This is a genomic window from Luteococcus japonicus (genome assembly GCF_003752415.1).
GTDB classification, from domain to species: Bacteria; Actinomycetota; Actinomycetes; order Propionibacteriales; family Propionibacteriaceae; genus Luteococcus; species Luteococcus japonicus.
The window spans coordinates 2888345-2907830 of the sequence record NZ_RKHG01000001.1 but is presented as its reverse complement, the minus strand read 5'-3'; the positions used below and the strand labels follow the sequence as shown (position 1 = coordinate 2907830).

Below are 19486 nucleotides of genomic sequence, written 5' to 3'. Positions count from 1 at the left end.
CAAGGGGCTGCTCCTTCGGGCGCAGCGCCATGAGGTACTTTTGTGGCGCCTGAGGCGCGCCAGCCTGCACCATGCAAAGCGCCTCGGAAGTGCATACTTGACGGCTTCCCCACGGGACGCGGCCCATTGGTGCCGCCCTAGAGAAAGTAGCCCCATGGCCACAGAACAGGCCAGGCAGATCATCGAGACAATCGGTGGGCCTGGAAACATCAAGAGTTTGACGCACTGCGCAACTCGCCTGCGCTTCGAGCTCAACGACGCCTCCATCGTTGACAAGGACAAGATGGAGAAGGTCGAGGGCGTGATGGGTGCGGTGCCCCAGTCCGGAGACCGCTACCAGGTTGTGATGGGTGGTGCCGTCGCCGGCGCCTACAGCGACATCATGCAGCTGCCGGAGATGGCGAAGGCCGGCGCCTCGAGCGCCAGCAAGTCCGCCGACGACATCAAGGCCGAGGCCCGCGCCGGTGGCGTGCGCGGCAAGCATGCCTGGGTCGATGCCTTCTTCGAGTTCCTGAGCGACTCCTTCCGCCCCATCCTGGGCGTGCTGCTCGGCGCCTCGCTGATCATCGCCTTCACGGCCGTCCTCGACGCCCTGAAGATCGTCGACTTCCGCGCCGACCCGAAGCCCGCTTCCTGGCTCTTCGTCGACGCCATGTGGCGCAGCGTCTTCTTCTTCCTGCCGATCATGGTGGCCTACAACGGCGCCAAGAAGCTCAAGGTGGACCCGTGGATCGGCGGCGCCATCATGCTGGCGCTGATGACCCCCGAGTTCAACGCGCTCAAGGACTCCGCCAACACGGTGTGCACCACCAATGCCACCCTGGGCACCGAGAGCTGTGTCGCCCGGATCTTCGGCCTGCCGCTGCAGCTCAACGAGTACGGCGGCCAGGTCTTCGTGCCGCTGCTGATGGTGGCCGTGCTGGCCGTGCTCTACAAGTTCCTGCAGAAGGTCTTCCCGCCGAACCTGCAGATGGTCTTCGTGCCCTTCTTCTGCCTGGCCATCATGATCCCGCTGACCGCCTTCCTGATCGGCCCGATCGGTGTCTGGCTGGGTAGCGCCATCGGCGCCGGCCTGGCCTGGATGAACACCCACGCACCCTTCGTCTTCGCCCTGGCCATCCCGATGATCTACCCCTTCCTGGTGCCGCTGGGCCTGCACTGGCCGTTGAACGCCCTGATGCTGATCAACATCCAGGCCCTGGGCTACGACTTCATCCAGGGCCCGATGGGTGCCTGGAACTTCGCCTGCTTCGGCGCCACCGCCGGTGTGCTGGTGCTCGCCATGCGGGACAAGGACGTCGTGATGCGCCAGACGGCCTCCGGTGCACTCGCCGCGGGTCTGCTCGGTGGTATCTCCGAGCCGAGCCTCTACGGCATCCACCTGCGCTTCAAGCGCATCTACCCCTCGATGCTGGTCGGCTGCTTCGTCGGTGGTCTGGTCATCGCCGTCGGCGGCCTGGTGGGCATGGCCGACGGTGGCATCAAGACCAAGGCCTTCGTCTTCACCAGCCTGCTGACCATCCCGGTCTTCAACCCGATCCTGCTCTACGTGATCGCCGTGGCCGCCGCCTTCCTCACCGCGATGGCCCTGGTCATCGCCCGCGGCTACATGACCAAGGAGGAGCGCGCCGAGGCCCTGGCCCAGCGCGACGAGGCCGCCGTCGACCCGCTGGCCGCCGCGACCGACACCAACGACCACGCCCTCGCCCCGGCCGCTGCCGCCACCGGAGTGGCTGCCGCCGGTACCGCCACAGCCGTCGCCGAGAAGCCCGCCAAGGTGGTCAAGCCCGCCATGGTCCCCGGCACCGTCACCACCATCGGCGCTCCGCTGACCGGCCGCGTCGTGCCGCTGGCCGAGGTCCCGGATCCCGTCTTCAGCGCCGGCACCGTCGGCCTGGGCGTGGGCATCGACCCCTCGGGTGACACGGTCTACGCGCCGGCCCCCGGCAAGATCGTCGTCGCCCAGAAGACCGGTCACGCCTTCGGCATCCAGCTGGACAGCGGCGTGGAGCTGCTGGTCCACGTCGGCATCGACACCGTGAACCTCGAGGGACGCGGCTTCGACGTCAAGGTTGCCCGTGGCGATCGGGTGGAGGCCGGCACCCCGCTGGTCACCTTCGACCGCGCCATCATCGAGGAGGCCGGCTACTCGCTGGTCACCCCGGTGCTGGTGACCAATGCCAAGAAGTTCGGCGAGGTCAGCCAGGTGGCGCAGGGTGACGTGCAGGTTGGCGACGAACTGATCAGCACCACAGCCAAGCCCGCCAAGGTGGAGCCCACCGCCTGACCCGGGCAACGCACCACCGCGACGGCCGGTGGCACTACGAAAGAGTGCCACCGGCCGTTCGTCATGTCCGGGACGAATGGGGGTTGGTGCCGCCGCCCATGTCCCGTCGCGTTGGAATGATCGGGCCATGGGAGATCGACGAGACATGGCCTGGGCGGCACTCGCCTTCTGCGGCATCTGGGCAGCCAATGGCGTGATGGGCGCCGGCGGGCTGGCCTTGTGGGAGCGACGAGTCTTCGCCGCCCCGGCGCTCACCGCCCTCCTCGCCTTCTTCCTCGTCGGGCTGTGCGTGATGGCCGCAGCTCGCCTGACCCCCACCCAGGCTGGGCTCAATGCCTCGCAGCCAGCCCGCTGGCTGGAGATCGGGTGCATGGCGCTGGGCGTGCTGGGGCCGATCGGTGGCATGGCCTTTGCCGTCGCCGGGGACCCGCGCCATGCCCCGGGAGCCTGGTCGTCGCCGCGCTGCTGTGCGTGGTTGGCGTCTACTTGCTGGCCCGGGCCCAACAGCGCTCCTGATACTCAACGACGTGCGCCAGTTGCGCGAGGCGCTGGGGCTCTCCAGGGGGCGCTCGGCGAGCGACTGGGTGTCTCCCGGCAGACCATCAACTCCATCGAGACGGGCAAGTACGACCCGTCGCTCCCCCTGGCCATCAACCTGGCACGGCTGTTCGGCCGTCCCGTCGAGGAGATCTTCCATGCCGACGAGCAGTGACCCCACCCGGCGGATGCGGCTCGTGCTGCCGCTGGCCGGTGCCATCATCCTGAGCCTGTTCGCCGCTCTGTACCCGAGCGATCCGTCGACGGCCCGGGGCGCCCTGTGTGGCGGCGGCCTGGTGCTGGTGGCCTTCCTCGTCGCCCGCCACGTCAGGGGAGGCCGGGACAACGCCTTCGTCCGCGGCGCCAAGGGCCAGGCCGACGAGCGCGACGCTCTGATCCTGGCCCGCGCCGGGGCCTGCGTCGGGCTCGGCATCGTGTCCACCGACGCCCGAGCCACCCACCAGATCGGCGGCGGCTCGTGCCACTTGTTCGTCGAACGGATGGATGATGATGACGTTCAACAGCCAGCGAGTCTTTTCCACTGCCCTGCGACGTTCGCCCTTGCGCAACCGATGGAGTCGACGAGGAAGACCGGTCCCGGGATTCTCGTCGTGCACGATGCACGTCGAAGCACCACCGCGCACACCGGGAAGGGGTTGCACCGTTGGGTTCCGACGTGCACCGTCGATCGGGCCGCTAGATGTTGGTGGCAGGGACGTTCATGACAGTTTGCGGGTTGACGTGAAGGGAGGACCCCCGTTGGGTTGTGGCTTGTCGAAGGTCACAGATGAACAACGGAGGTCCTCATGGCCCACTCTAAAGCCCGTCTGAACGTCAACGGTCGGCGTCTGCTGGTCCAGCGCGTCCGCGAGCAAGGCTGGAAGGTCGCCCACGCCGCCAAGGCGATGGGAATCTCACGCCAGTGCGCACACCACTGGCTCAAGCGCTACGACCAGCACGGCGAACCAGGTCTGCATGACCGCTCCAGCCGACCCCGAACCATGCCCCGGCGCACCAACCACCAGGTCGAGGTCCGGGTCCTGGCGCACCGCGCGCTGCACCGGCAGGGCCCAACCCACACCAGCGCCGCGACCGGTGTTCCCGCGCGCACCGTCTCGGCGATCTGGAAGCGTCATCACATGCCCCCGTTGGCCCACCTCGATCCGATCACCGGAGCAGTGATCCGCGGCAGCCAGGCCACCACCCGCCGCTACGAACGCGAACACCCCGGTGAGTTGATCCACCTCGATGTCAAGAAGATCGGCAAGATCCCCGACGGTGGAGGCTGGCGAAGCCGCGGACGGGCCGCGACCAGCGCCGAGAGGAACAAGCGGGCAAAGATCGGCTACGACTACGTCCACGCAGCGGTCGACGACCACACCCGGCTGGCCTACATCGAGATCCACGACGACGAGAAGGGACCCACCTGCGCTGGTTTCCTCACCCGCGCCGCGGCCTTCTTCGCAGACCACGGCATCACCCGTATCGAGCGGGTGATCACCGACAATGCCTTCGCCTACCGCAACAGCAGCGACTTCATCGCCGCGGTCGAAGCCCTCGACGCGAAACAGAAGTTCATCAAGCCCCACTGCCCCTGGCAAAACGGCAAGGTCGAGCGCCTCAACCGGACCCTGGCAACCGAATGGGCCTACCGACAGCCCTTCACCAGCAACCAAGCACGCCGCGACGCCCTTGCCGACTGGCTCACGTTCTACAACACTGAACGAGGCCACAGCGCCCTCGGCGGGAAAGCTCCCATCACCCGAGTGTCATGAACCTGTCTGCCACCAACAGCTAGACCGGGAGGCGCCGCCACAGGGCGCGGGGCAGCAGAGCGGCCAGCGCCATCCCGGGCCCGAAGAGCGACGGGACGTGCACCACGTCCTTGCCGGCCGCCAGCCCCCGCATCGTCGTCTCGGCCACCTGCGGGGCCTCGACGGTGAAGGCGACGGGCTTGTTCCCGGCGATCATCCCCGTCGCGACGGCCCCCGGGCGCACCACCAGCACCCGCACCCCAGTGCCCTCCAGAGCCACCCCGAGGTTCAGGTAGAAGGCGTCCATCGCCGCCTTGCTGGCGCCGTAGACGAAGTTCGAGCGTCGCACCCGCACCCCGGCCACCGAGCTGAGGGCGATGATCTTGCCACTGGCCTGTCGTCGCATGGCATTGGCCAGCGCGACGCCGATCCCCACCGCCGCTGTGGAGTTGACCGTCAGCAGCCGTTGCGCCGCAGCCACCTCGGTCCAGGCCTCTTCCTGGTTCCCCAGAACGCCGAAGGCCACCACCGCGTGACTCACCTGGTGCTCCGCGAAGACCCCCTCGACGAGCGTCGCGTGGGTCTCGAGCGCCGTCGCATCGAAGTCCACCACCTCGACTTCGGCAGCGCCGGCGGCCCGAAGCCGCTCCTCGGCATCGCTCCCCGGAGCCTCCGGCCGCGGCCGTTGGGCCAACAGGACCGTCGCCCCCGAGGTTTCGCTCAGCAGTGCCTCGACGATCGCCAGCCCGATCCCGGAACGCCCACCCAGCAACAGGATCGCACTCATGCCTGATCACCCCAGAAGAGCCGGTCCACCACAGCCGCGCACCGGCGCGTGGTGCGCCAGTAGTCGTCGATGAGGTGGGAGGCCTCCCCCCGGTCGTAGCCCAGCATGGTGGCGATCGCGTCCACCTCACGGGCATCGATCGGGATCACGTCGCTGGCCCGGCCCCGCACCAGCAGGATCTTGTTGCGCAGCTGGCTCGCCAGCCGCCAGGCCTGCTCCAGTTCGGTGGCGTCATGGGCATCCAGCAAACCAGCCTCGACGGCGGCCCGCATCGCGAGCAGCGTCGACGGGGTGCGCAGTGCGGGGACCTCGTGCGCGTGCTGCAACTGGAGCACCTGCACCGTCCACTCGATGTCGCTCAACCCGCCCGGGCCCAGCTTGGTGTTGCGCTTGGGGTCCGTGCCGCGGGGGATCCGCTCGGCCTCCATCCGGGACTTGAGCTTGCGAATCTCCGTCAACCGGGAGCGCTCCAGGCCACCCTCAGGCCAGCGCAGCGGATCCACCATCTCCAGCAGGGCCGCGGTCAGGGCCGGGTCGCCGGCGCCGTGCGAGGCGCGGACCAGGGCCTGTGCCTCCCAGGTGACCGACCACCGCTGGTAGTAGCTGCGCATCCCGGACAGGCTGCGCACCATCGGTCCGTTCTTGCCCTCGGGCCGCAGGTCGGCGTCGATGTCCAGCGCCGGGTCCGGCCCCTGGGCGGCGAGCATGGAACGCACCTTCTGCACCAGCTGCGTGGCGCGACGGGTGGCGTCCTGGTCCGTGGAGTCGGCCATCACGAACATGGCGTCGCAATCGCTGCCCAAGCCCATCTCGCGTCCGCCCCAGCGGCCCAGCGCCACCACGCCCAGCTCCGGGGCGTCCGGCACCTCGCGCCGGGCCACCACCAGCGCCGCGTCGATGGTGGCGCCGGCCAGATCGCTCAGGCCGCGGCCCAGCTCGTCGAGTCCGGTGACCTCCAGGATGTCGCCGGCCGCCAGCCGGAAGAGTTCGGCGCGTCGGATTGCCCGCACCGCGGCAATGGCGTCGGCCGTCGCGTCATGCCGCTTGGCGGCGCTCAGCATGGACTTGAGCACGTCCTCGCGGGCGCGGGGGCGCAGGCTCTGGTCGCTGGACAGCATCCGGACGGTCTCCGGTGCGCGCTTGAGCAGGTCCACGGTCAGCCGGCTCGACGACAGGATCCGCGCCAGCCGTTCGGCCATCTCGCCCTCGTCGCGCAGCGCCCGCAGGTACCAGGGGCTCTCCCCCAGCGCCTCGGAGACCTGCCGGAAACTCAACAGCCCATGGTCCGGATTGGGACCCTCCGCGAACCAGCCGAGCATCGCCGGCAGCAGTTGGCGCTGGATCTCCACCTTGCGGTTCACCCCCGCCGTCAACGCCTCGATGTGGCGAAGCGCCGCGGCAGGATCCTGGAAGCCCAGCACCCGCAGCCGGTCGCGGGCCTGGTCCGCGGTGAGCTTGAGCTCGTCGGTGTGCAGGCGGGTGACGGCCGCCAGCAGCGGGGAGTAGAAGAGCCGCTGGTGCAGGCCCCGCACCCGTCGACTGGTGGCCTTCCAGGTGTCCAGCAGCTCCTCGGCGCCGCCCGGCATCCGCAGGCCGCGGGCCAACACCCGCAGCTCACGCTCGTCATCGGGCAGCAGGTGGGTGCGGCGCAGCTTGTAGAGCTGGATGCGGTGTTCCAGGGTGCGCTGGAAACGGTAGGCGGCATCCATCTCCGTACCCTCGGCACGCCCGATGTAGCAGGCGTCGACGAGGTCTCGCAGCGAGGCCAGCGTGGCCCGGCCCCGCACCCTGTCATCGGCGCGGCCATGGACCAGCTGCAGCAACTGCACGGAGAACTCGACGTCGCGCAGTCCGCCGGCGCCGAGCTTGATCTCCCGCGAGGCCTGGTTGGCTGGCAGCAGGCTGATCACGCGCTGGCGCATCGCCTGGGTCTCGGCCAGGAAGTGCTCGCGTTCGGCGGCCTGCCAGACGTGCGGCTGGACGATCTCGACGAAGCCCTGCGCCACGTCCAGGTCCCCGGCCATGGCCCGGGCCTTCAACATGGCCTGGAATTCCCAGTTCTTGGCCCACTTGTCGTAGTAGGTCTCCATGCTGGACAGGCTGCGCACCAGGGGCCCGGACTTCCCGTCGGGCCGCAGGTTGGCGTCGACCTGCCAGATGGACCCGGCGGCCGAATGCGCGGAGCAGATCTGGCTCAGCTTGGCGGCGATCCTGCTGGCAATCTCCACCGCGCGCGCCGACGAGGTGTCCTCGTCGGCGGGTTCGGCGACGAAGACCACGTCCACGTCGCTGATGTAGTTCAGTTCCTGGGCGCCGCACTTTCCCATCGCGACGATGCCGAGGCGGACGTGTTCCTGGCCGGGAACCTGCGCCCGCGCAATGGCAAGGGCACCTTCGACCAGCGCGTCGGCCAGGTCAGCCAGCTCGGCGGCGATGTCGTCGACGATGGCACAGGGGTCCTCGCTGGTCAGGTCCCGAGCCGCGATCCGCACCAGGTGGGCTCGATTGGCCAGGCGCAGGGCGTCCGCTGCCCCGGCATCGGCGGCCACGGGGATGTCGCCCTCGGCGCCGATGGCCTGCAGCACCTGCGTCCGGATCTGCTCGCCGGGCACCCGTCCGGGCGCCTCGAGCAGCAGGCCTGCATCGGCCGGATGGGCCACCAGGTGGTGGTTCAGCGCCTGGGATCCTCCCATGACCACCGCCAGCCGACCACTGGCCTCGGCATCGACGGCGAAGGGAGCCAGCACCTCGGGAGCCTTCTCGTCGAGCCGGTTCAGGCCACGGAGCGCCAGGTCCGGATCTGCGGTGGCCTCCAGCAGGCGCAACCAGCCGACGTCGCCCTCCAGCGCCCGCCCCGCACCACCGGGCAGGTCGCGCCGGGCAACCAGCTCCTCGAGGTCCCGCAGTGCCTCGTCGACGTCGAGGAAGCCACGCCGGGCGAGTTCCCCCGTCGTGGTCGCAAGTCTGGCCATGGTGCGAGACTATGACACCGGCGGAAGGCTGGAGCCATTTGCCTCCACGACATGTCGGGGTAACGTGCCAGAAACCCTTGTCACGCAAGATCAGGAGCATGAGCATCATGGCGGCACGAAGCGACCGGGCCCTGCACACGGCGTGCGAGGTGTTGCTGGGTCAGTGCCGCGCCCTGAACATGTCGGCCCCCCGGCTTGAGCCCATCTCGCGTGCCCGGATGGTGGTCCTGCTGGATGACCTGCTGGATGCCATCGAGAGCCCGACGAATGCTCGCAACCAGAGCCTGGCGAGCCTGTTCAGCCACCGCAGCGCGGGGCACCACCACCTCGACGAGCTCACGGCGGAGCTGACCGCCAACACCCCCGAAGACATCCTGGCCCGGCTGTGCGCCGCTCGCACCGCCACCGTCGGGGCTGTCCTGCGCGGAGCGCTTCCGATGTCGGTCACCAACCAGTTCGGAAACTCCCACCTGGTGGACTACGTCCGCGCCACGGTGCTGGAGCTGTGCGTGCTGGCCATCCCGGTCGGCGCGGACGCCCTGCAGCCCACCGCCCTCAGGCTGGCGGTACGCAACCTCTCCCAGGCGCTCGGCGAGCGCTTCCCGGGGCAGACCATCGAGGTGCGGGTCCCACCGGCAAGCGCCGTGCAGGTGGGCGCCTTCGGCGAGGGTCCGACGCACACCCGCGGCACCCCGCCCAATGTGGTGGAGACCGACGAGCTCACCTGGCTGCAGCTGGGCACGGGCCTCCTCACGCTGGACCGGGCCCTGGACGATGCCCGGGCCACCGCCTCGGGAAGTCACTACCGGGCGCTGGAACGGATGCTGCCGCTGTTGGACCTGTCCCGGGGCTGACCGCCCGGCTCAGGCCTCCTCGTCGTATCCCAGCCGCTTGATCCCGACGCCGCCCATCACGGCGACGCCCTTCACCACCACCAGCGGTGCGTCGGTGGGCAGGCTTGCGGGGTCCACGGCCCCCTCCGAGCCGAAACCGCCCATCACCGGCAGCCCGTGCACCCGAACCCGGACGTGCGGCGGCACGATCACCTCGATGCCACCCATGATGGCGACGGCCATGATCGTCGTCTCCGGCTGGGTGAAGCTCGCCTCGCGCAGGTCAAGGCTCACGCCGCCCATGATCGCCACCGCAGTGTGTGTGCCGGCGGCCGTCCAGTCCCCGCTTCGATCCGCCCCGGACATCAGGGCGAAGGTCATCGGCAGGCCGGTGGCGCCGTCGCTGCGCACAGCCGGTGGCCGATGCGTGATGGGCGCCAGGCCCTGCGACGAGTGGGGCGGCTGCGCCAACGGCAGGTCTTCCAACAGCCCCTGCAGGTCCTTGGTCCAGGTCGCGGACCAGGCCCGCTCGGTGCGGTCGGTGAACTCGTCGAGCGTCAGCATCCCCTGCTGGTAGCCGTCGGCCAGCCGATCGACAGCCTGCTGACGGTCCTGGTCACCCACGCGTACTCCGCGGGGCACGGGGCTTGCCTCACTCATGCAACCAGCCTAGGGCTGGCCGGGGTCGTTCACAGCCGCGGGAGCAGGGCGGTCAGCTCGTGGGGCGTGACGTGGCGACGGTATTCCTCGAACTCTGCCCGCTTGTTGCGCAGGAAGTAGTCGAAGACGTGCTCGCCCAGCGTCTCGGCCACCAGTTCGGAGTTCTCCATCTCCCGGATCGCCTCGTCGAGGTTGTGCGGCAGGTTGCGGATGCCCATCGCGCGACGTTCCCGGTCGGTCATGGACCAGGCGTCGTCGGCGGCCTCCTCCGGCAACTCCATCTCGTGCTCGATGCCGGACAGGCCCGCGGCGAGGATCACGGCATAGGACAGATAGGGGTTGGCGGCCGAGTCGATGCTGCGCAGCTCGATCCGGGCGCTGGAGGCCTTGTCCGGCTTGAACATGGGGATGCGGACCAGGGCGGAGCGGTTGTTGCGGCCCCAGCAGATGAAGCTGGGAGCCTCTCCCCCACCCACCAGGCGCTTGTAGGAGTTGACCCACTGGTTGGTGACGGCGGTGATCTCCGCGGCGTGGTGCAGCAGGCCGGCGACGAACTGCTTGCCGGTCTTGGACAGCCGGTACTGGTCGGCGGCGTCATAGAAGGCGTTGTTGTCGCCCTCGAACAGGCTCATGTGGGTGTGCATGCCGCTGCCGGCGTGGTTGGTGAAGGGCTTGGGCATGAAGCTGGCCTCGATGCCCTGGCTGACCGCCACCTCCTTCATCACGACGCGGAAGGTCATGATGTTGTCCGCCATGGTCAGGGCGTCGGCATAGCGCAGGTCGATCTCGTGCTGACCGGGCGCGCCCTCGTGGTGGCTGAACTCGACGCTGATCCCCATCCGCTCCAGCATCTGGATGGCGTCGCGGCGGAAGTCCGTGCCGTCACCCAGCGTGGTGTGGTCGAAGTAGCCGCCCATGTCCAGCGGGGTGGGCTCGATGCCGGGGACCACCGGCGGCTTGAACAGGAAGAACTCGATCTCGGGGTGGATGTAGAAGGTGAAGCCCATGTCCGAGGCCTTGTCCAGCGCCCGCTTGAGGACGTGGCGCGGGTCGGCGAAGCTCGGGGAGCCGTCGGGCAGCGTGATGTCGCAGAACATTCGCGCGGTATTGCTCTGGGTGCGCCAGGGCAGCATCTGGAAGCTCGACGGATCGGGGTGGGCCACCATGTCGGACTCGTACACGCGGGCATAGCCCTCGATCGCGGAGCCGTCGAAGCCGACACCCTCGCTGAAGGCACCCTCCAGCTCGGCGGGCGCGATGGCCACGGACTTCAGGAAGCCGAGCACGTCGGTGAACCACAGCCGCACGAAGCGGACGTCGCGTTCTTCCATCGTGCGCAGTACGTACTCTGTCTGCCTGTCCATGGCCCCCAGTCTGCCAACGATCGTGTTTCAGTGGGGTTACAGGCTGGGGTCCGGCACGGGCCCACCTACAATCGGGGGCATGTCGATGCCTGGCTGGTACCCGGACCCCGCAGGAGCACCCGGCCGTTTCCGCTACTGGGACGGCAGCTCGTGGTCTTCGGAGACCACGGACAACCCGGCCAGCGCCCGGCCGATGGGCTTCGTATCCCAGGGCACTTCCCCGCAGGACGGGCGCAGCGGCGGCAAGGGACCGCTGATCGCCCTGCTCGCGGGCCTGCTGGTCCTGGCCCTGCTCGTGTGGGCGATGTTCTTCCGTGGAGGCGACGAGTTCAAGGCCGTTCCGGAGGACACCAACAGTGCCTCACCCACCGGCCCGGTGTGGAACGAGACCTCCCCGGCCACCCCGTCGACGGGAGTCAGTGAACCCGCGCCCACCGGCGGTGCCATGGTGGAGTGCCCCAGCGGCGGCGGTGTCACGACACCGATGCAGGGAAATGAAGTCCGCGGCGGCGGTCTGGTGATCCCCGCGCTGGAGGGCTGGGACGATGCCGCCAACCAGTTCTTCAGCCTGCCGTGGACCCAGGGGATGCAGGGCCAGACCCGGGTGATCCACCGCGCCGGGGGGACCAGCTGGTTCTCCGTGCAGGCCGTCGGGGCCCTGCCAGTGTCCGAGGGCTTCGACGAGCCGCGCAACAGTGCCCGGATGATGATGAGCTGCTTCGCCACGTCGGGCTACTACTCCGGATACAGCGGCCGCAAGGACCTGGTGACCGAAGCCGTCATCATCGACGGCAAGAAGGGCTGGCACCTGCGCAGCGAGGTCTACGTCCAGATGGAGCAGCTGCCGCAGGTGGCGGGTGACGTGATCGACGTCGTCGTCGTGGCCACCGGCAGCCCGGAGTCGCTGGGTGTCTTCGTCAGCTCGGCGACCATCGGCGACGCCCCGGTGCAGGACGCCGTCGACGGTTCGCGTGAGGCGATGCGGCTGGGCTGAGCGCAGGAGCCGCTCAGCCCTCGACGGGGCTGCCGTCGAAGCGGACGCGGGGCTCGTCGGCCTCTTCCTTGTCCTCTTCCTCGTCGGGATCGTTGAAGCGGGGGTCGGTGGTCCACGCCTCGTTGCGCTCCTTCACGTGGTCCAGGGCCTGCGCGGCCTCGGCCTGGGTGGCGTAGGGGCCCAGACGGTCCTCGGCCTTCTCCTCGCCCTCGCCCACCACGCGGTGCTGCTTCAGGGACCAGTACCACTTCTCCAGTTCGGCCATCATTGCCTCCTGACTAGAATGCTCGGGTGACTGCCATCAAGCCCTTTGCCATCAGCCCTCGTCGGGCCGTTCCGCCCTCGATCACTCGTCCCGAGTACGTTGACAGGCCTGCTCCTACACCGTACATGGGCAGCAATGTGCAGTCCGTGGAGACGATCGAGAAGATGCGCGAGGCCGGCCGGATCGCCTGCGGCGCCATGCACGAGGCCGGCAAGGCCGTCGCCCCCGGCGTCACCACCGACGAGCTCGACCGCATCGCGCACGAGTACATGCTGGACCACGGTGCCTACCCGTCGACGCTGGGCTACCGCAGCTTCCCCAAGAGCTGTTGCACCAGCGTCAACGAGGTGATCTGCCACGGCATCCCCGACGCCCGCCCGCTGGAGGACGGCGACATCGTCAAGATCGACGTGACCGCCTTCAAGGACGGCGTGCACGGCGACAACTGCTACACCTTCCTGTGCGGCGACGTCGACGAGGAGTCGCGCCTGCTCACCGAACGCACCCAGGAGGCGATGAACCGCGCCATCAAGATGTGCAAGCCCGGCCGCCCGATCAGCGTGATCGGCCGCGTCATCGAGAGCTATGCCAAGCGTTTCGGCTATGGCGTGGTGCGTGACTACACCGGCCACGGGGTGCACACCGCCTTCCACTCCGGCCTGGTCATCCTGCACTACGACGAGCCGCGTCTGGACACGCCGATGGAGGTCGGCATGACCTTCACCATCGAGCCGATGCTCTGCCTGGGCGACTACCGCAGCCACCAGTGGGACGACGGCTGGACCGTGGTCACCAATGACGGCTCCCGGGTGGCCCAGTTCGAGCAGACCATCGCCATCACCCCCGACGGCGCGGAGATCATCACCACCCTGGACTGAGCACGGTTTTCACCCCGCACTGGCGGCGGGGATCACCCCGGACAGGTCCGCGCCGAGCTGACGGAGCCGCAATATTTCAGCTCGGGGCGGCCGGGGTGGCCGCCCCGCAAGACTCGGGGGAAGCACCATGAATGTCTCTCGTCGCGGCTTCCTGCAGGCCACCGGCGCCGGCGCACTGACGCTGTACGTCACCAATGCCCTCGGCCTCCCGAAGGCCGTCGCGGAGGGGATCCCGGGCGGCACGCTGCCGGCAACCCAGATCCCGCAGTTCCGCAACCGGCTCGTCGTGGCGCAGATCGCACCGTGTTGGCGGCGGACCCTTCCACAAGGTGGGCGTAGACCCGGCCCCCTACGCCTCGCACACCATGCTGGAGGGCACCCCGGGTGGGGTGATGAGGATCAAGGGCACCATGTGGGGTGACCCGGTCACCGAGAATCCCGACATGGGTGACGTGGAGAACTGGGGTGACGTGGAGGACTGGGATGACGTGGAGGACTGGGGCGACGTGGAGGACTGGGGCGACGTGGAGGACTGGGAGATCTACAACCTGGTGCAGGACGCCCCGGTGCCGCACCCGATCCACATCCACGAGACCACCTTCGAGATCCTGGAACGCCGAATGGCGGACTACGACTGGGACATGGGTGTGATACGAGGACAACGAGATGATGCGGCCCTTCCGCGTCGGACCGTGGCAGGACGGGCAGCCGGCGGACATGCCGATGCACCACGGCTGAGAGGGGGGTGCGGGGACGAGTTCGTCTGTAAGCCGGATTTTGTCCCCGCGGTTTCCCGCGATGGGTGACCATCCATCTGCGACGCCTGTTGCCAGACGCCTTCGACGCTCACGCGTCGTGCGACCTACCCGGACGCTCGGGCGGGCAGCCCTCGATCACGTCCGCGACCCACCGGGGTGGGCCTTCTTGGTCTTGCTCCGGGTGGGGTTTGCCTGGCCGCCCCAGTCGCCTGGGGCGCCGGTGGTCTCTTGCACCGCCGTTTCACCCTTACCAGCAACACTTCACGAGGAAATGCGGCGCTGGCGGTCTGTTCTCTGTGGCACTTTCCCGCGGATCACTCCGGGTCGGTGTTACCGACCACCCTGCCCTGTGGAGTCCGGACTTTCCTCGACGGGATTGCTCCCGCCGCGGTCACCCGACGAACTCGTCCGTCGGACAGTCTAGCTGGTGGCCACGAAGACGACGGTCCCCTTGGTCAGGTCCACCGTCTCCAGGCGGGCACTGACCTCCTGGCCCAGCTCCAGGTCCTTGCCCTTGATCCGGCCCTCGGTCGCGGGTTCCGGGATGGAGATGGTGCCCTCGTCGCGCTTCTCGTCGTGCTCGACGACGGTGCCGGTGAAGACCTGACCGACGTGGCTGGACAGCACCAGCGCCTCGGTGAGGTCCACGATGCCGCGCTCGAACTTCTTGGCCCGCTGGTCACTCGCGCGCATCTCGTCGGGCAACGTGGCCAGGGCATCGGTCACCCACGCCGGAATGGGGGTCTTGCTGCACAGGTGCACGCAGACCTCCCCGACATAGCGGTCCACCAGCCGGCGCAGCGGCGCGGTGCAGTGGGCGTAGTTGGCGGCCAGCGCGTTGTGCTTGAGATTGCCACCCGCCGTGGTCTCGTCGACGACGATGTAGGCGGCCCCGCGGAAGAGGCGGGTGCAGGAGGTCATCATCGCCAGGTGACTTGGCTGACTCACGTCCAGTGAACGCACGAAGTCCGGGTAGCCGCGGTCCGCGGGCCACTCGATCCGCAGGCTCTGGGCGATGGCGCGCAGCTTGCGCACGTCGCGTTCGTCGGCCGGGGGCAGCGTGCGCACGATGCCCTGCTTCGCATCGAGCATCAGCTGCGCGGCGGCCATGCCGGTGAGCAGCGAGATCTGCGCATTCCAGCCCTCGACGGGCAACGGCGAGCGGAAGACCACGTGCCAGTCATCGCCCTCGGCGACGATCTCCTGCTCGGGCAGGTTCAGGCTGACGCCGCCCCGGGTGATCTCCTGCTGCTCGCGCAGCTGGCCGATCTCGCGCAGCAGTTCCAGCCACTCGGAAGCCTTACCCTCGTCGAGCATCTTCTGCACACCGACATAGTCCAGCCGCTCCCGGGAGGCGACCAGACCGCGTTCGACGTGGGCGCTGCGCTGGGCGCCCTGCGCGTCGAGCTCGATCCGCCAGACCAGCGCGGGGCGGGGCCTGCCGTCGGCCAACAGGCTTGCCGCGGCCTCGGACAACTGCGACGGGTGCAGGGGTGCCCGCTCAAGCGGTGCGTAGAAGGTCTGTCCGCGACGGTGCGCCTCCACGTCGATGGGGCCACCGGGCTCCACCCAGGCGGCGACGTCGGCGATGGCGTACCAGACCAAGAATCCGTCGCCCGCACGCTCCAGGAACATGGCCTGGTCCAGGTCCATCGAGCCCTCGGGGTCGATGGTCACGAAGGGCTTGTCGGTGTGGTCGACGCGCTCCCCCAGCCCCCACGCCTGTTCATCCAGCGGCCCCGAGGCGGCGATGTCCGCCGCAGCCTGCACCACTCCCGCGGGGAAGGCTGTGGGGACCTCCAGCTCGGCACGCAGCCGGTCGATCCCGGCCCTGATGGCATCGGGCACCTGTTGCTGCATCGTGATGTGGCGTGCGGGCATCGTGACTCCTATTCGGGAAGACCGGATTCCTTGGTACGGACGAGGATGCGGTCGCACTCCTCGCAGCGCAGCACCTCATTGGGCGCGGCGGCGGCGTAGCGACGCAGGTCCGCCAGGTTGGCCTCCAGCTGGCAGCCGGTGCAGCGGCGGTCCTTGAGCTCGGCGGCCCCGATGCCCGTCCGGGCAGAGAGCCGCTCGTAGGTGGCCACCAGTGGTGCGGGCAGCAGGCGCACGTGCGCCTCGCGCTCGGTGCGACGCTCGGCGAGCTCCTTGTCCAGGTCTGCGAACTGCGAGTCCCGCTTGGCCATCAGGCCGCGGATCCGGTCCTCGAGCTCCTTGCGCTGGGTGGTGAGCTGCTCCACCTCTGCGGTCAGGTCCTCGACCACCTGCATGGCGTCCAGCTCGTCGTCCTCCAGCTTGGCGATCCGGCCCGTGAGGTGCTCGATCTCCTCCGTCAGCCCACGCAGCGAGCGTGGATCGCCGATGCTGCCGTCGTCGACGCGCTTCTGGTTGCGCACAAGGCGTTCGCGGGCAGGCGCCAGGTCCTCCTCCACCCGCTGGGCATCGGCCTGGGCATCGCTGAGCCGGGTCTGCGCCGCCACCTGGGACTCCAGGAGGGAGGCGCGCTCGGCCATCAGCTGCTGGATCGTCGCCAGTTCCGGCAGGCTCTTGCGACGGTGTTCCAGCTGGGCCACCTGCAGGTCGAGAGCGGCCAGGTCGAGCAACCGCAGCTGGTCAGCAGGTTCGGCAAGCATCTGTTCTCCTCGTTCATCGGCCCGGTCCGGACGTCGGTGGGCCTGAGGGGCAGCCTACCCACTCGCGAATACTCCGCGCCGCTGACCAGCCGGTAGATTGACTGCTCGATGAGTACCGCCGCCCCCTCCAACGCCATGCCCGGTGATGCCCTCGACGCCACCCAGTACCGCCGTCTGGTGGTGGTGCTCGGAATCCTCGGCGCCCTGGGCCCCATGACCATCGACACCTACCTCCCGGCCCTGCCGCGGCTGGCGCAGAACCTGGACGCGACGGCCTCCCAGGCGCAGCTCACGCTGAGCGCCATGATGATGGGCCTCGGCCTGGGGCAGTTGGTCTTCGGACCGCTGTCCGACGCGGTGGGCCGCCGCCGCCCGCTGCTGTGGGGCCTGATCGGGCACGCCGTCGCCAGCGTCATCTGCGGCCTGGCGCCCACCATCACCGTACTGCTGGCAGGGCGGCTGCTCCAGGGGTTGGCCTCCGCCTCCATCGCCGTCGCCTCCCAGGCGATGATCCGCGACCTCTTCCGCGGGATGCGCGCCGCCGAACTGCTCAGCCGGCTGGCCCTGATCACCGGCATGGCACCAATCCTGGCGCCGCTGGTGGGTTCAGGGCTGTTGACCTTCACCAGCTGGCGTGGAGTCTTCGCGGTGCTGGCCACGGCCGCGGTGCTGATCGGCTTCCTGGTCCGCGGGCACCTGGCCGAGACGCTCCCGCCCCCTCGGCGGATTCCGGCCACCGTCGGCGGCACCGCGGCGGCCTACCGGCGGGTGCTCTCGGACCGGCTCTTCCTGGCCGTCGTGCTGGTGGCGGCCATGGTCTTCACGGCCCTGTTCGCCTACGTCTCCGGCTCCTCCTTCGTGATGCAGGGGGTCTTCAGGCTCAGCCCGCAGGTCTTCGGCGTCGTCTTCGCCTCCATGTCACTGGGGCTCAGCCTGTCCAGCCAGTTCAACCCGCGTCTGGTACGCCGGATCGGCCCGGTGCGCGGCCTGTTGACCGGTCTGCTGGTGATCACCATCGGGGCACTGGCGATGCTACTGCTGGCGCAGTTCCGGGTGGGAGGCCTGGCCGGCTTCCTGGTGCCGATGCTCGTGGTCATGATGGGTCTCGGTCTCGCCCTGCCCAATGCCCCGGCCGTCGCCCTCCACCGGCACGGCGCCAATGCGGGCACGGCCGCGGCACTGCTGGGCGCCGCCCAGTTCGCGATGGGAGGCATCGTCACTCCCGTCGTCGGAGCCCTCGATGACGGCACCTCCCGCCCCATCCCGCTGGTGATCCTGTCGGCGGCGCTCGTCGCGCTCGTCGTGATGCTCGCCAGCCAGAAGCAGCTTCGCGCCGAGAGCTACGACTGAACCCCCGGGGGTGCTCCTTCCCGATCGAGCGAATTGCGCACCCCAGTGCAGTTTGAACGTGTCAAAGATCTCCCAGCGCTCGATCGGGAAGATGGGTCATGTGACCAGAATTGCGTCACATCCCCGACGATCCAGTAGAACCGCCCCCAAGACTTCCCTCGTAGCCTCGCCAGCTACTATGTTGTACACAGTAGCTGGCATCACCATGACGGAGGACCCATGGACGAGCGGATCACCCAATTGCGCAAGGGAGCGCTCGAACTCGCCGTGCTCGCACTGCTGCACCAGGCGCCGCGCTATGGCGGCAAGGTCGTCGAGGACTTGACGGCCGGCGGTCTGGACGTGAGCACCGGCACCATCTACCCCGTGCTCACTCGGCTCAAGAAGGCCGAACTGGTCCAGACCCACTGGGAGGAGTCGCCCGCCGGCCCGCCACGCAAGTTCTACACACTCACCGACGCCGGCCAGGAGGAACTCCGAGCTCTCGCCAGCGCCTGGCGCAGCCTGAGCGGAACCATCGAGGAACTGCTCACCCCCTTGGAGGCGAGCCGGAGATGACCGTCGAGGAGTGGCTCGCCCGCCTCAACGCAGAACTGCTGGACCCCCGCGCCAGCCGACGAGAGCTCGACGAGCTCACCGGAGCCCTGCACGAGGCCACCGACGAGATGGGCGAGGCGGCAGCGTGCGAGGCCTTCGGGGACCCCGCCCAGATCGCCCGACAGCTCAACGAGCACTCCCCAGCCGAACCAGCCGGCGCCACCCGGATGATCGGTTCACCCGTGGGCCTCAACCCGCTGACCATCCATTCCCGGTTGGCCTCGGCCTTCGACCCCGCCGACGCTCGCATCCTGGTGCCCCACACCCTGGGCCTCGGCTGGCAGGTGAACCTCGGTGCCGTCGCCGCCCGGCTGCACCTGGTGGACCCCGACCAGCTGGACGAGGACGTGCTGGGCGCACTGGACGAACGGGCCCTGACGACGTCCGGGGTGGCCGCGGCCCTTCCGGCCGTGGCAGGTCTGGCCCTGTTGCCCTTCGGCCTCGGGCAGGAGCGCCTGCCCAATCACTGGCCCCTGTTCGGCCCCCCGGACGGCTGGGTCACCCCGATCGCCGGACAGTGGATGCCGATCACCATGGCCCTGGCCTGCATCGCCATGAGTTTCCTGCCCCGCGCCTTCGGAGCCAGCCAATTGTGGCGCCTGTTGCTGCTGGTGATCGCCAGCATGTTGTCGGTCACCTGCTGCGGCGTGGTCACCATGCAGGTCTTCGGTGGCTATCGGCCGATCGGCTGGCTGATTCTCCCCCTCATGCTGTTGTCCTGCGTCGCCGCACTGGCACAGGGCGTCCTACTGCTGCGCCATGGCGCCCGCGCCGCCTCCCGTACCCGCCACGCCTCACCGAACCGGAGTTGATC

General features: G+C 69.0%; 18 protein-coding genes, 1 other RNA gene and 1 pseudogene. 12 read left to right on the top strand and 8 right to left on the bottom strand.

From position 1 onward, the window contains the following. Positions 1-154: 154 nt before the first annotated feature. From EDD41_RS13800 to EDD41_RS13785, 4 genes are all read left to right on the top strand, one after another. A complete protein-coding gene (locus EDD41_RS13800; RefSeq protein ID WP_123576300.1) occupies positions 155-2287 on the top strand; it encodes a glucose PTS transporter subunit IIA in 2133 nt (710 codons plus the stop codon). Between the two features lie 127 nt (positions 2288-2414). Further along, the gene (locus EDD41_RS18225; RefSeq protein WP_245995656.1) at positions 2415-2999 is read left to right on the top strand and encodes a helix-turn-helix transcriptional regulator; all 585 of its coding nucleotides are present in this window, start codon (positions 2415-2417) and stop codon (positions 2997-2999) included. After that, the gene (locus tag EDD41_RS13790) at positions 2983-3549 is read left to right on the top strand and encodes a hypothetical protein (protein WP_123576299.1); all 567 of its coding nucleotides are present in this window, start codon (positions 2983-2985) and stop codon (positions 3547-3549) included. The genes EDD41_RS18225 and EDD41_RS13790 overlap by 17 nt, the downstream gene beginning before the upstream one ends. Before the next feature lie 81 nt (positions 3550-3630). Further along, positions 3631-4599, top strand: a complete 969-nt coding sequence (locus EDD41_RS13785; RefSeq protein WP_123576298.1) for an IS481 family transposase — start codon at positions 3631-3633, stop codon at positions 4597-4599. A gap of 19 nt (positions 4600-4618) precedes the next feature. Here the strand turns inward: EDD41_RS13785 and dprE2 are convergent, their stop codons facing one another. Further along, complete coding sequence (dprE2, locus tag EDD41_RS13780) at positions 4619-5365, bottom strand: decaprenylphospho-beta-D-erythro-pentofuranosid-2-ulose 2-reductase (protein WP_123576297.1); 747 nt, start codon at positions 5363-5365, stop codon at positions 4619-4621. Further along, positions 5362-8337, bottom strand: a complete 2976-nt coding sequence (locus EDD41_RS13775) for a bifunctional [glutamine synthetase] adenylyltransferase/[glutamine synthetase]-adenylyl-L-tyrosine phosphorylase (protein ID WP_123576296.1) — start codon at positions 8335-8337, stop codon at positions 5362-5364. The genes dprE2 and EDD41_RS13775 overlap by 4 nt, the downstream gene beginning before the upstream one ends. Positions 8338-8444: 107 nt before the next feature. Between EDD41_RS13775 and EDD41_RS17625 the strand changes: the two genes are divergently transcribed. Next, the gene (locus tag EDD41_RS17625; protein WP_148060578.1) at positions 8445-9191 is read left to right on the top strand and encodes a sterol carrier family protein; all 747 of its coding nucleotides are present in this window, start codon (positions 8445-8447) and stop codon (positions 9189-9191) included. Positions 9192-9200: 9 nt separating this feature from the next. Here EDD41_RS17625 and EDD41_RS13765 read toward each other — a convergent pair whose 3' ends face one another. Continuing rightward, positions 9201-9830, bottom strand: a complete 630-nt coding sequence (locus EDD41_RS13765; RefSeq protein WP_123576294.1) for a DUF1707 SHOCT-like domain-containing protein — start codon at positions 9828-9830, stop codon at positions 9201-9203. 29 nt (positions 9831-9859) lie between these two features. Then, a complete protein-coding gene (locus EDD41_RS13760; RefSeq protein WP_211336749.1) occupies positions 9860-11161 on the bottom strand; it encodes a glutamine synthetase family protein in 1302 nt (433 codons plus the stop codon). A 112-nt stretch (positions 11162-11273) separates the two neighbouring features. Between EDD41_RS13760 and EDD41_RS13755 the strand changes: the two genes are divergently transcribed. Beyond that, positions 11274-12188, top strand: a complete 915-nt coding sequence (locus EDD41_RS13755; RefSeq protein WP_170165393.1) for a DUF2510 domain-containing protein — start codon at positions 11274-11276, stop codon at positions 12186-12188. Positions 12189-12201: 13 nt separating this feature from the next. On the opposite strand, the gene EDD41_RS13750 is transcribed toward EDD41_RS13755, so the two are convergent. Continuing rightward, positions 12202-12453: a hypothetical protein gene (locus EDD41_RS13750; RefSeq protein ID WP_123577122.1), complete on the bottom strand. Its 252-nt coding sequence runs from the start codon at positions 12451-12453 to the stop codon at positions 12202-12204. Positions 12454-12578: 125 nt separating this feature from the next. Here EDD41_RS13750 and map point away from each other — a divergent pair, with 125 nt between their 5' ends. The 3 genes and pseudogenes from map to EDD41_RS18220 all read left to right on the top strand — a co-directional run. Beyond that, on the top strand, positions 12579-13331 hold the full coding sequence (map, locus tag EDD41_RS13745; protein ID WP_211336748.1) for a type I methionyl aminopeptidase: 753 nt from the start codon (positions 12579-12581) through the stop codon (positions 13329-13331). 127 nt (positions 13332-13458) lie between these two features. Next, entirely contained in the window at positions 13459-13752 is a 294-nt protein-coding gene (locus EDD41_RS17620; RefSeq protein WP_179110726.1) for a twin-arginine translocation signal domain-containing protein, read from the top strand. After that, positions 13697-13948: pseudogene (locus EDD41_RS18220) on the top strand (multicopper oxidase domain-containing protein); the annotation flags it as partial. The gene EDD41_RS17620 and the pseudogene EDD41_RS18220, both read left to right, overlap by 56 nt. A 133-nt stretch (positions 13949-14081) precedes the next feature. Here the strand turns inward: EDD41_RS18220 and rnpB are convergent. From rnpB to EDD41_RS13725, 3 genes are all read right to left on the bottom strand, one after another. After that, positions 14082-14496, bottom strand: an RNA gene (gene rnpB / locus EDD41_RS13735) — RNase P RNA component class A. 13 nt (positions 14497-14509) lie between these two features. Continuing rightward, on the bottom strand, positions 14510-15970 hold the full coding sequence (locus EDD41_RS13730; RefSeq protein ID WP_123576291.1) for an RNB domain-containing ribonuclease: 1461 nt from the start codon (positions 15968-15970) through the stop codon (positions 14510-14512). A gap of 8 nt (positions 15971-15978) precedes the next feature. Further along, on the bottom strand, positions 15979-16725 hold the full coding sequence (locus tag EDD41_RS13725; RefSeq protein WP_123576290.1) for a zinc ribbon domain-containing protein: 747 nt from the start codon (positions 16723-16725) through the stop codon (positions 15979-15981). Positions 16726-16833: 108 nt separating this feature from the next. Here EDD41_RS13725 and EDD41_RS13720 point away from each other — a divergent pair, with 108 nt between their 5' ends. From EDD41_RS13720 to EDD41_RS13710, 3 genes are all read left to right on the top strand, one after another. Further along, complete coding sequence (locus EDD41_RS13720; RefSeq protein WP_123576289.1) at positions 16834-18075, top strand: multidrug effflux MFS transporter; 1242 nt, start codon at positions 16834-16836, stop codon at positions 18073-18075. A gap of 219 nt (positions 18076-18294) precedes the next feature. Then, positions 18295-18633, top strand: a complete 339-nt coding sequence (locus EDD41_RS13715; protein ID WP_094765799.1) for a PadR family transcriptional regulator — start codon at positions 18295-18297, stop codon at positions 18631-18633. Next, entirely contained in the window at positions 18630-19484 is an 855-nt protein-coding gene (locus EDD41_RS13710; protein ID WP_094765800.1) for a hypothetical protein, read from the top strand. Before EDD41_RS13715 ends, EDD41_RS13710 begins: the two co-directional genes overlap by 4 nt. Positions 19485-19486 lie beyond the last annotated feature (2 nt).

What these genes read in the sequence shown, in the direction of transcription:
- EDD41_RS13750 (WP_123577122.1), bottom strand. Translation starts at nt 12,453, where the DNA reads ATGGCCGAACTGGAGAAGTGGTACTGGTCCCTGAAGCAGCACCGCGTG.
- EDD41_RS13730 (WP_123576291.1), bottom strand. Translation starts at nt 15,970, where the DNA reads ATGCCCGCACGCCACATCACGATGCAGCAACAGGTGCCCGATGCCATC.
- map (WP_211336748.1), top strand. Translation starts at nt 12,579, where the DNA reads ATGGGCAGCAATGTGCAGTCCGTGGAGACGATCGAGAAGATGCGCGAG.
- EDD41_RS18225 (WP_245995656.1), top strand. Translation starts at nt 2,415, where the DNA reads ATGGGAGATCGACGAGACATGGCCTGGGCGGCACTCGCCTTCTGCGGC.
- EDD41_RS13790 (WP_123576299.1), top strand. Translation starts at nt 2,983, where the DNA reads ATGCCGACGAGCAGTGACCCCACCCGGCGGATGCGGCTCGTGCTGCCG.
- EDD41_RS13755 (WP_170165393.1), top strand. Translation starts at nt 11,274, where the DNA reads ATGTCGATGCCTGGCTGGTACCCGGACCCCGCAGGAGCACCCGGCCGT.
- dprE2 (WP_123576297.1), bottom strand. Translation starts at nt 5,365, where the DNA reads ATGAGTGCGATCCTGTTGCTGGGTGGGCGTTCCGGGATCGGGCTGGCG.
- EDD41_RS13725 (WP_123576290.1), bottom strand. Translation starts at nt 16,725, where the DNA reads ATGCTTGCCGAACCTGCTGACCAGCTGCGGTTGCTCGACCTGGCCGCT.
- EDD41_RS13775 (WP_123576296.1), bottom strand. Translation starts at nt 8,337, where the DNA reads ATGGCCAGACTTGCGACCACGACGGGGGAACTCGCCCGGCGTGGCTTC.
- EDD41_RS13785 (WP_123576298.1), top strand. Translation starts at nt 3,631, where the DNA reads ATGGCCCACTCTAAAGCCCGTCTGAACGTCAACGGTCGGCGTCTGCTG.
- EDD41_RS13765 (WP_123576294.1), bottom strand. Translation starts at nt 9,830, where the DNA reads ATGAGTGAGGCAAGCCCCGTGCCCCGCGGAGTACGCGTGGGTGACCAG.
- EDD41_RS17620 (WP_179110726.1), top strand. Translation starts at nt 13,459, where the DNA reads ATGAATGTCTCTCGTCGCGGCTTCCTGCAGGCCACCGGCGCCGGCGCA.
- EDD41_RS13760 (WP_211336749.1), bottom strand. Translation starts at nt 11,161, where the DNA reads ATGGAAGAACGCGACGTCCGCTTCGTGCGGCTGTGGTTCACCGACGTG.
- EDD41_RS13800 (WP_123576300.1), top strand. Translation starts at nt 155, where the DNA reads ATGGCCACAGAACAGGCCAGGCAGATCATCGAGACAATCGGTGGGCCT.
- EDD41_RS13720 (WP_123576289.1), top strand. Translation starts at nt 16,834, where the DNA reads ATGAGTACCGCCGCCCCCTCCAACGCCATGCCCGGTGATGCCCTCGAC.
- EDD41_RS13715 (WP_094765799.1), top strand. Translation starts at nt 18,295, where the DNA reads ATGGACGAGCGGATCACCCAATTGCGCAAGGGAGCGCTCGAACTCGCC.
- EDD41_RS13710 (WP_094765800.1), top strand. Translation starts at nt 18,630, where the DNA reads ATGACCGTCGAGGAGTGGCTCGCCCGCCTCAACGCAGAACTGCTGGAC.
- EDD41_RS17625 (WP_148060578.1), top strand. Translation starts at nt 8,445, where the DNA reads ATGGCGGCACGAAGCGACCGGGCCCTGCACACGGCGTGCGAGGTGTTG.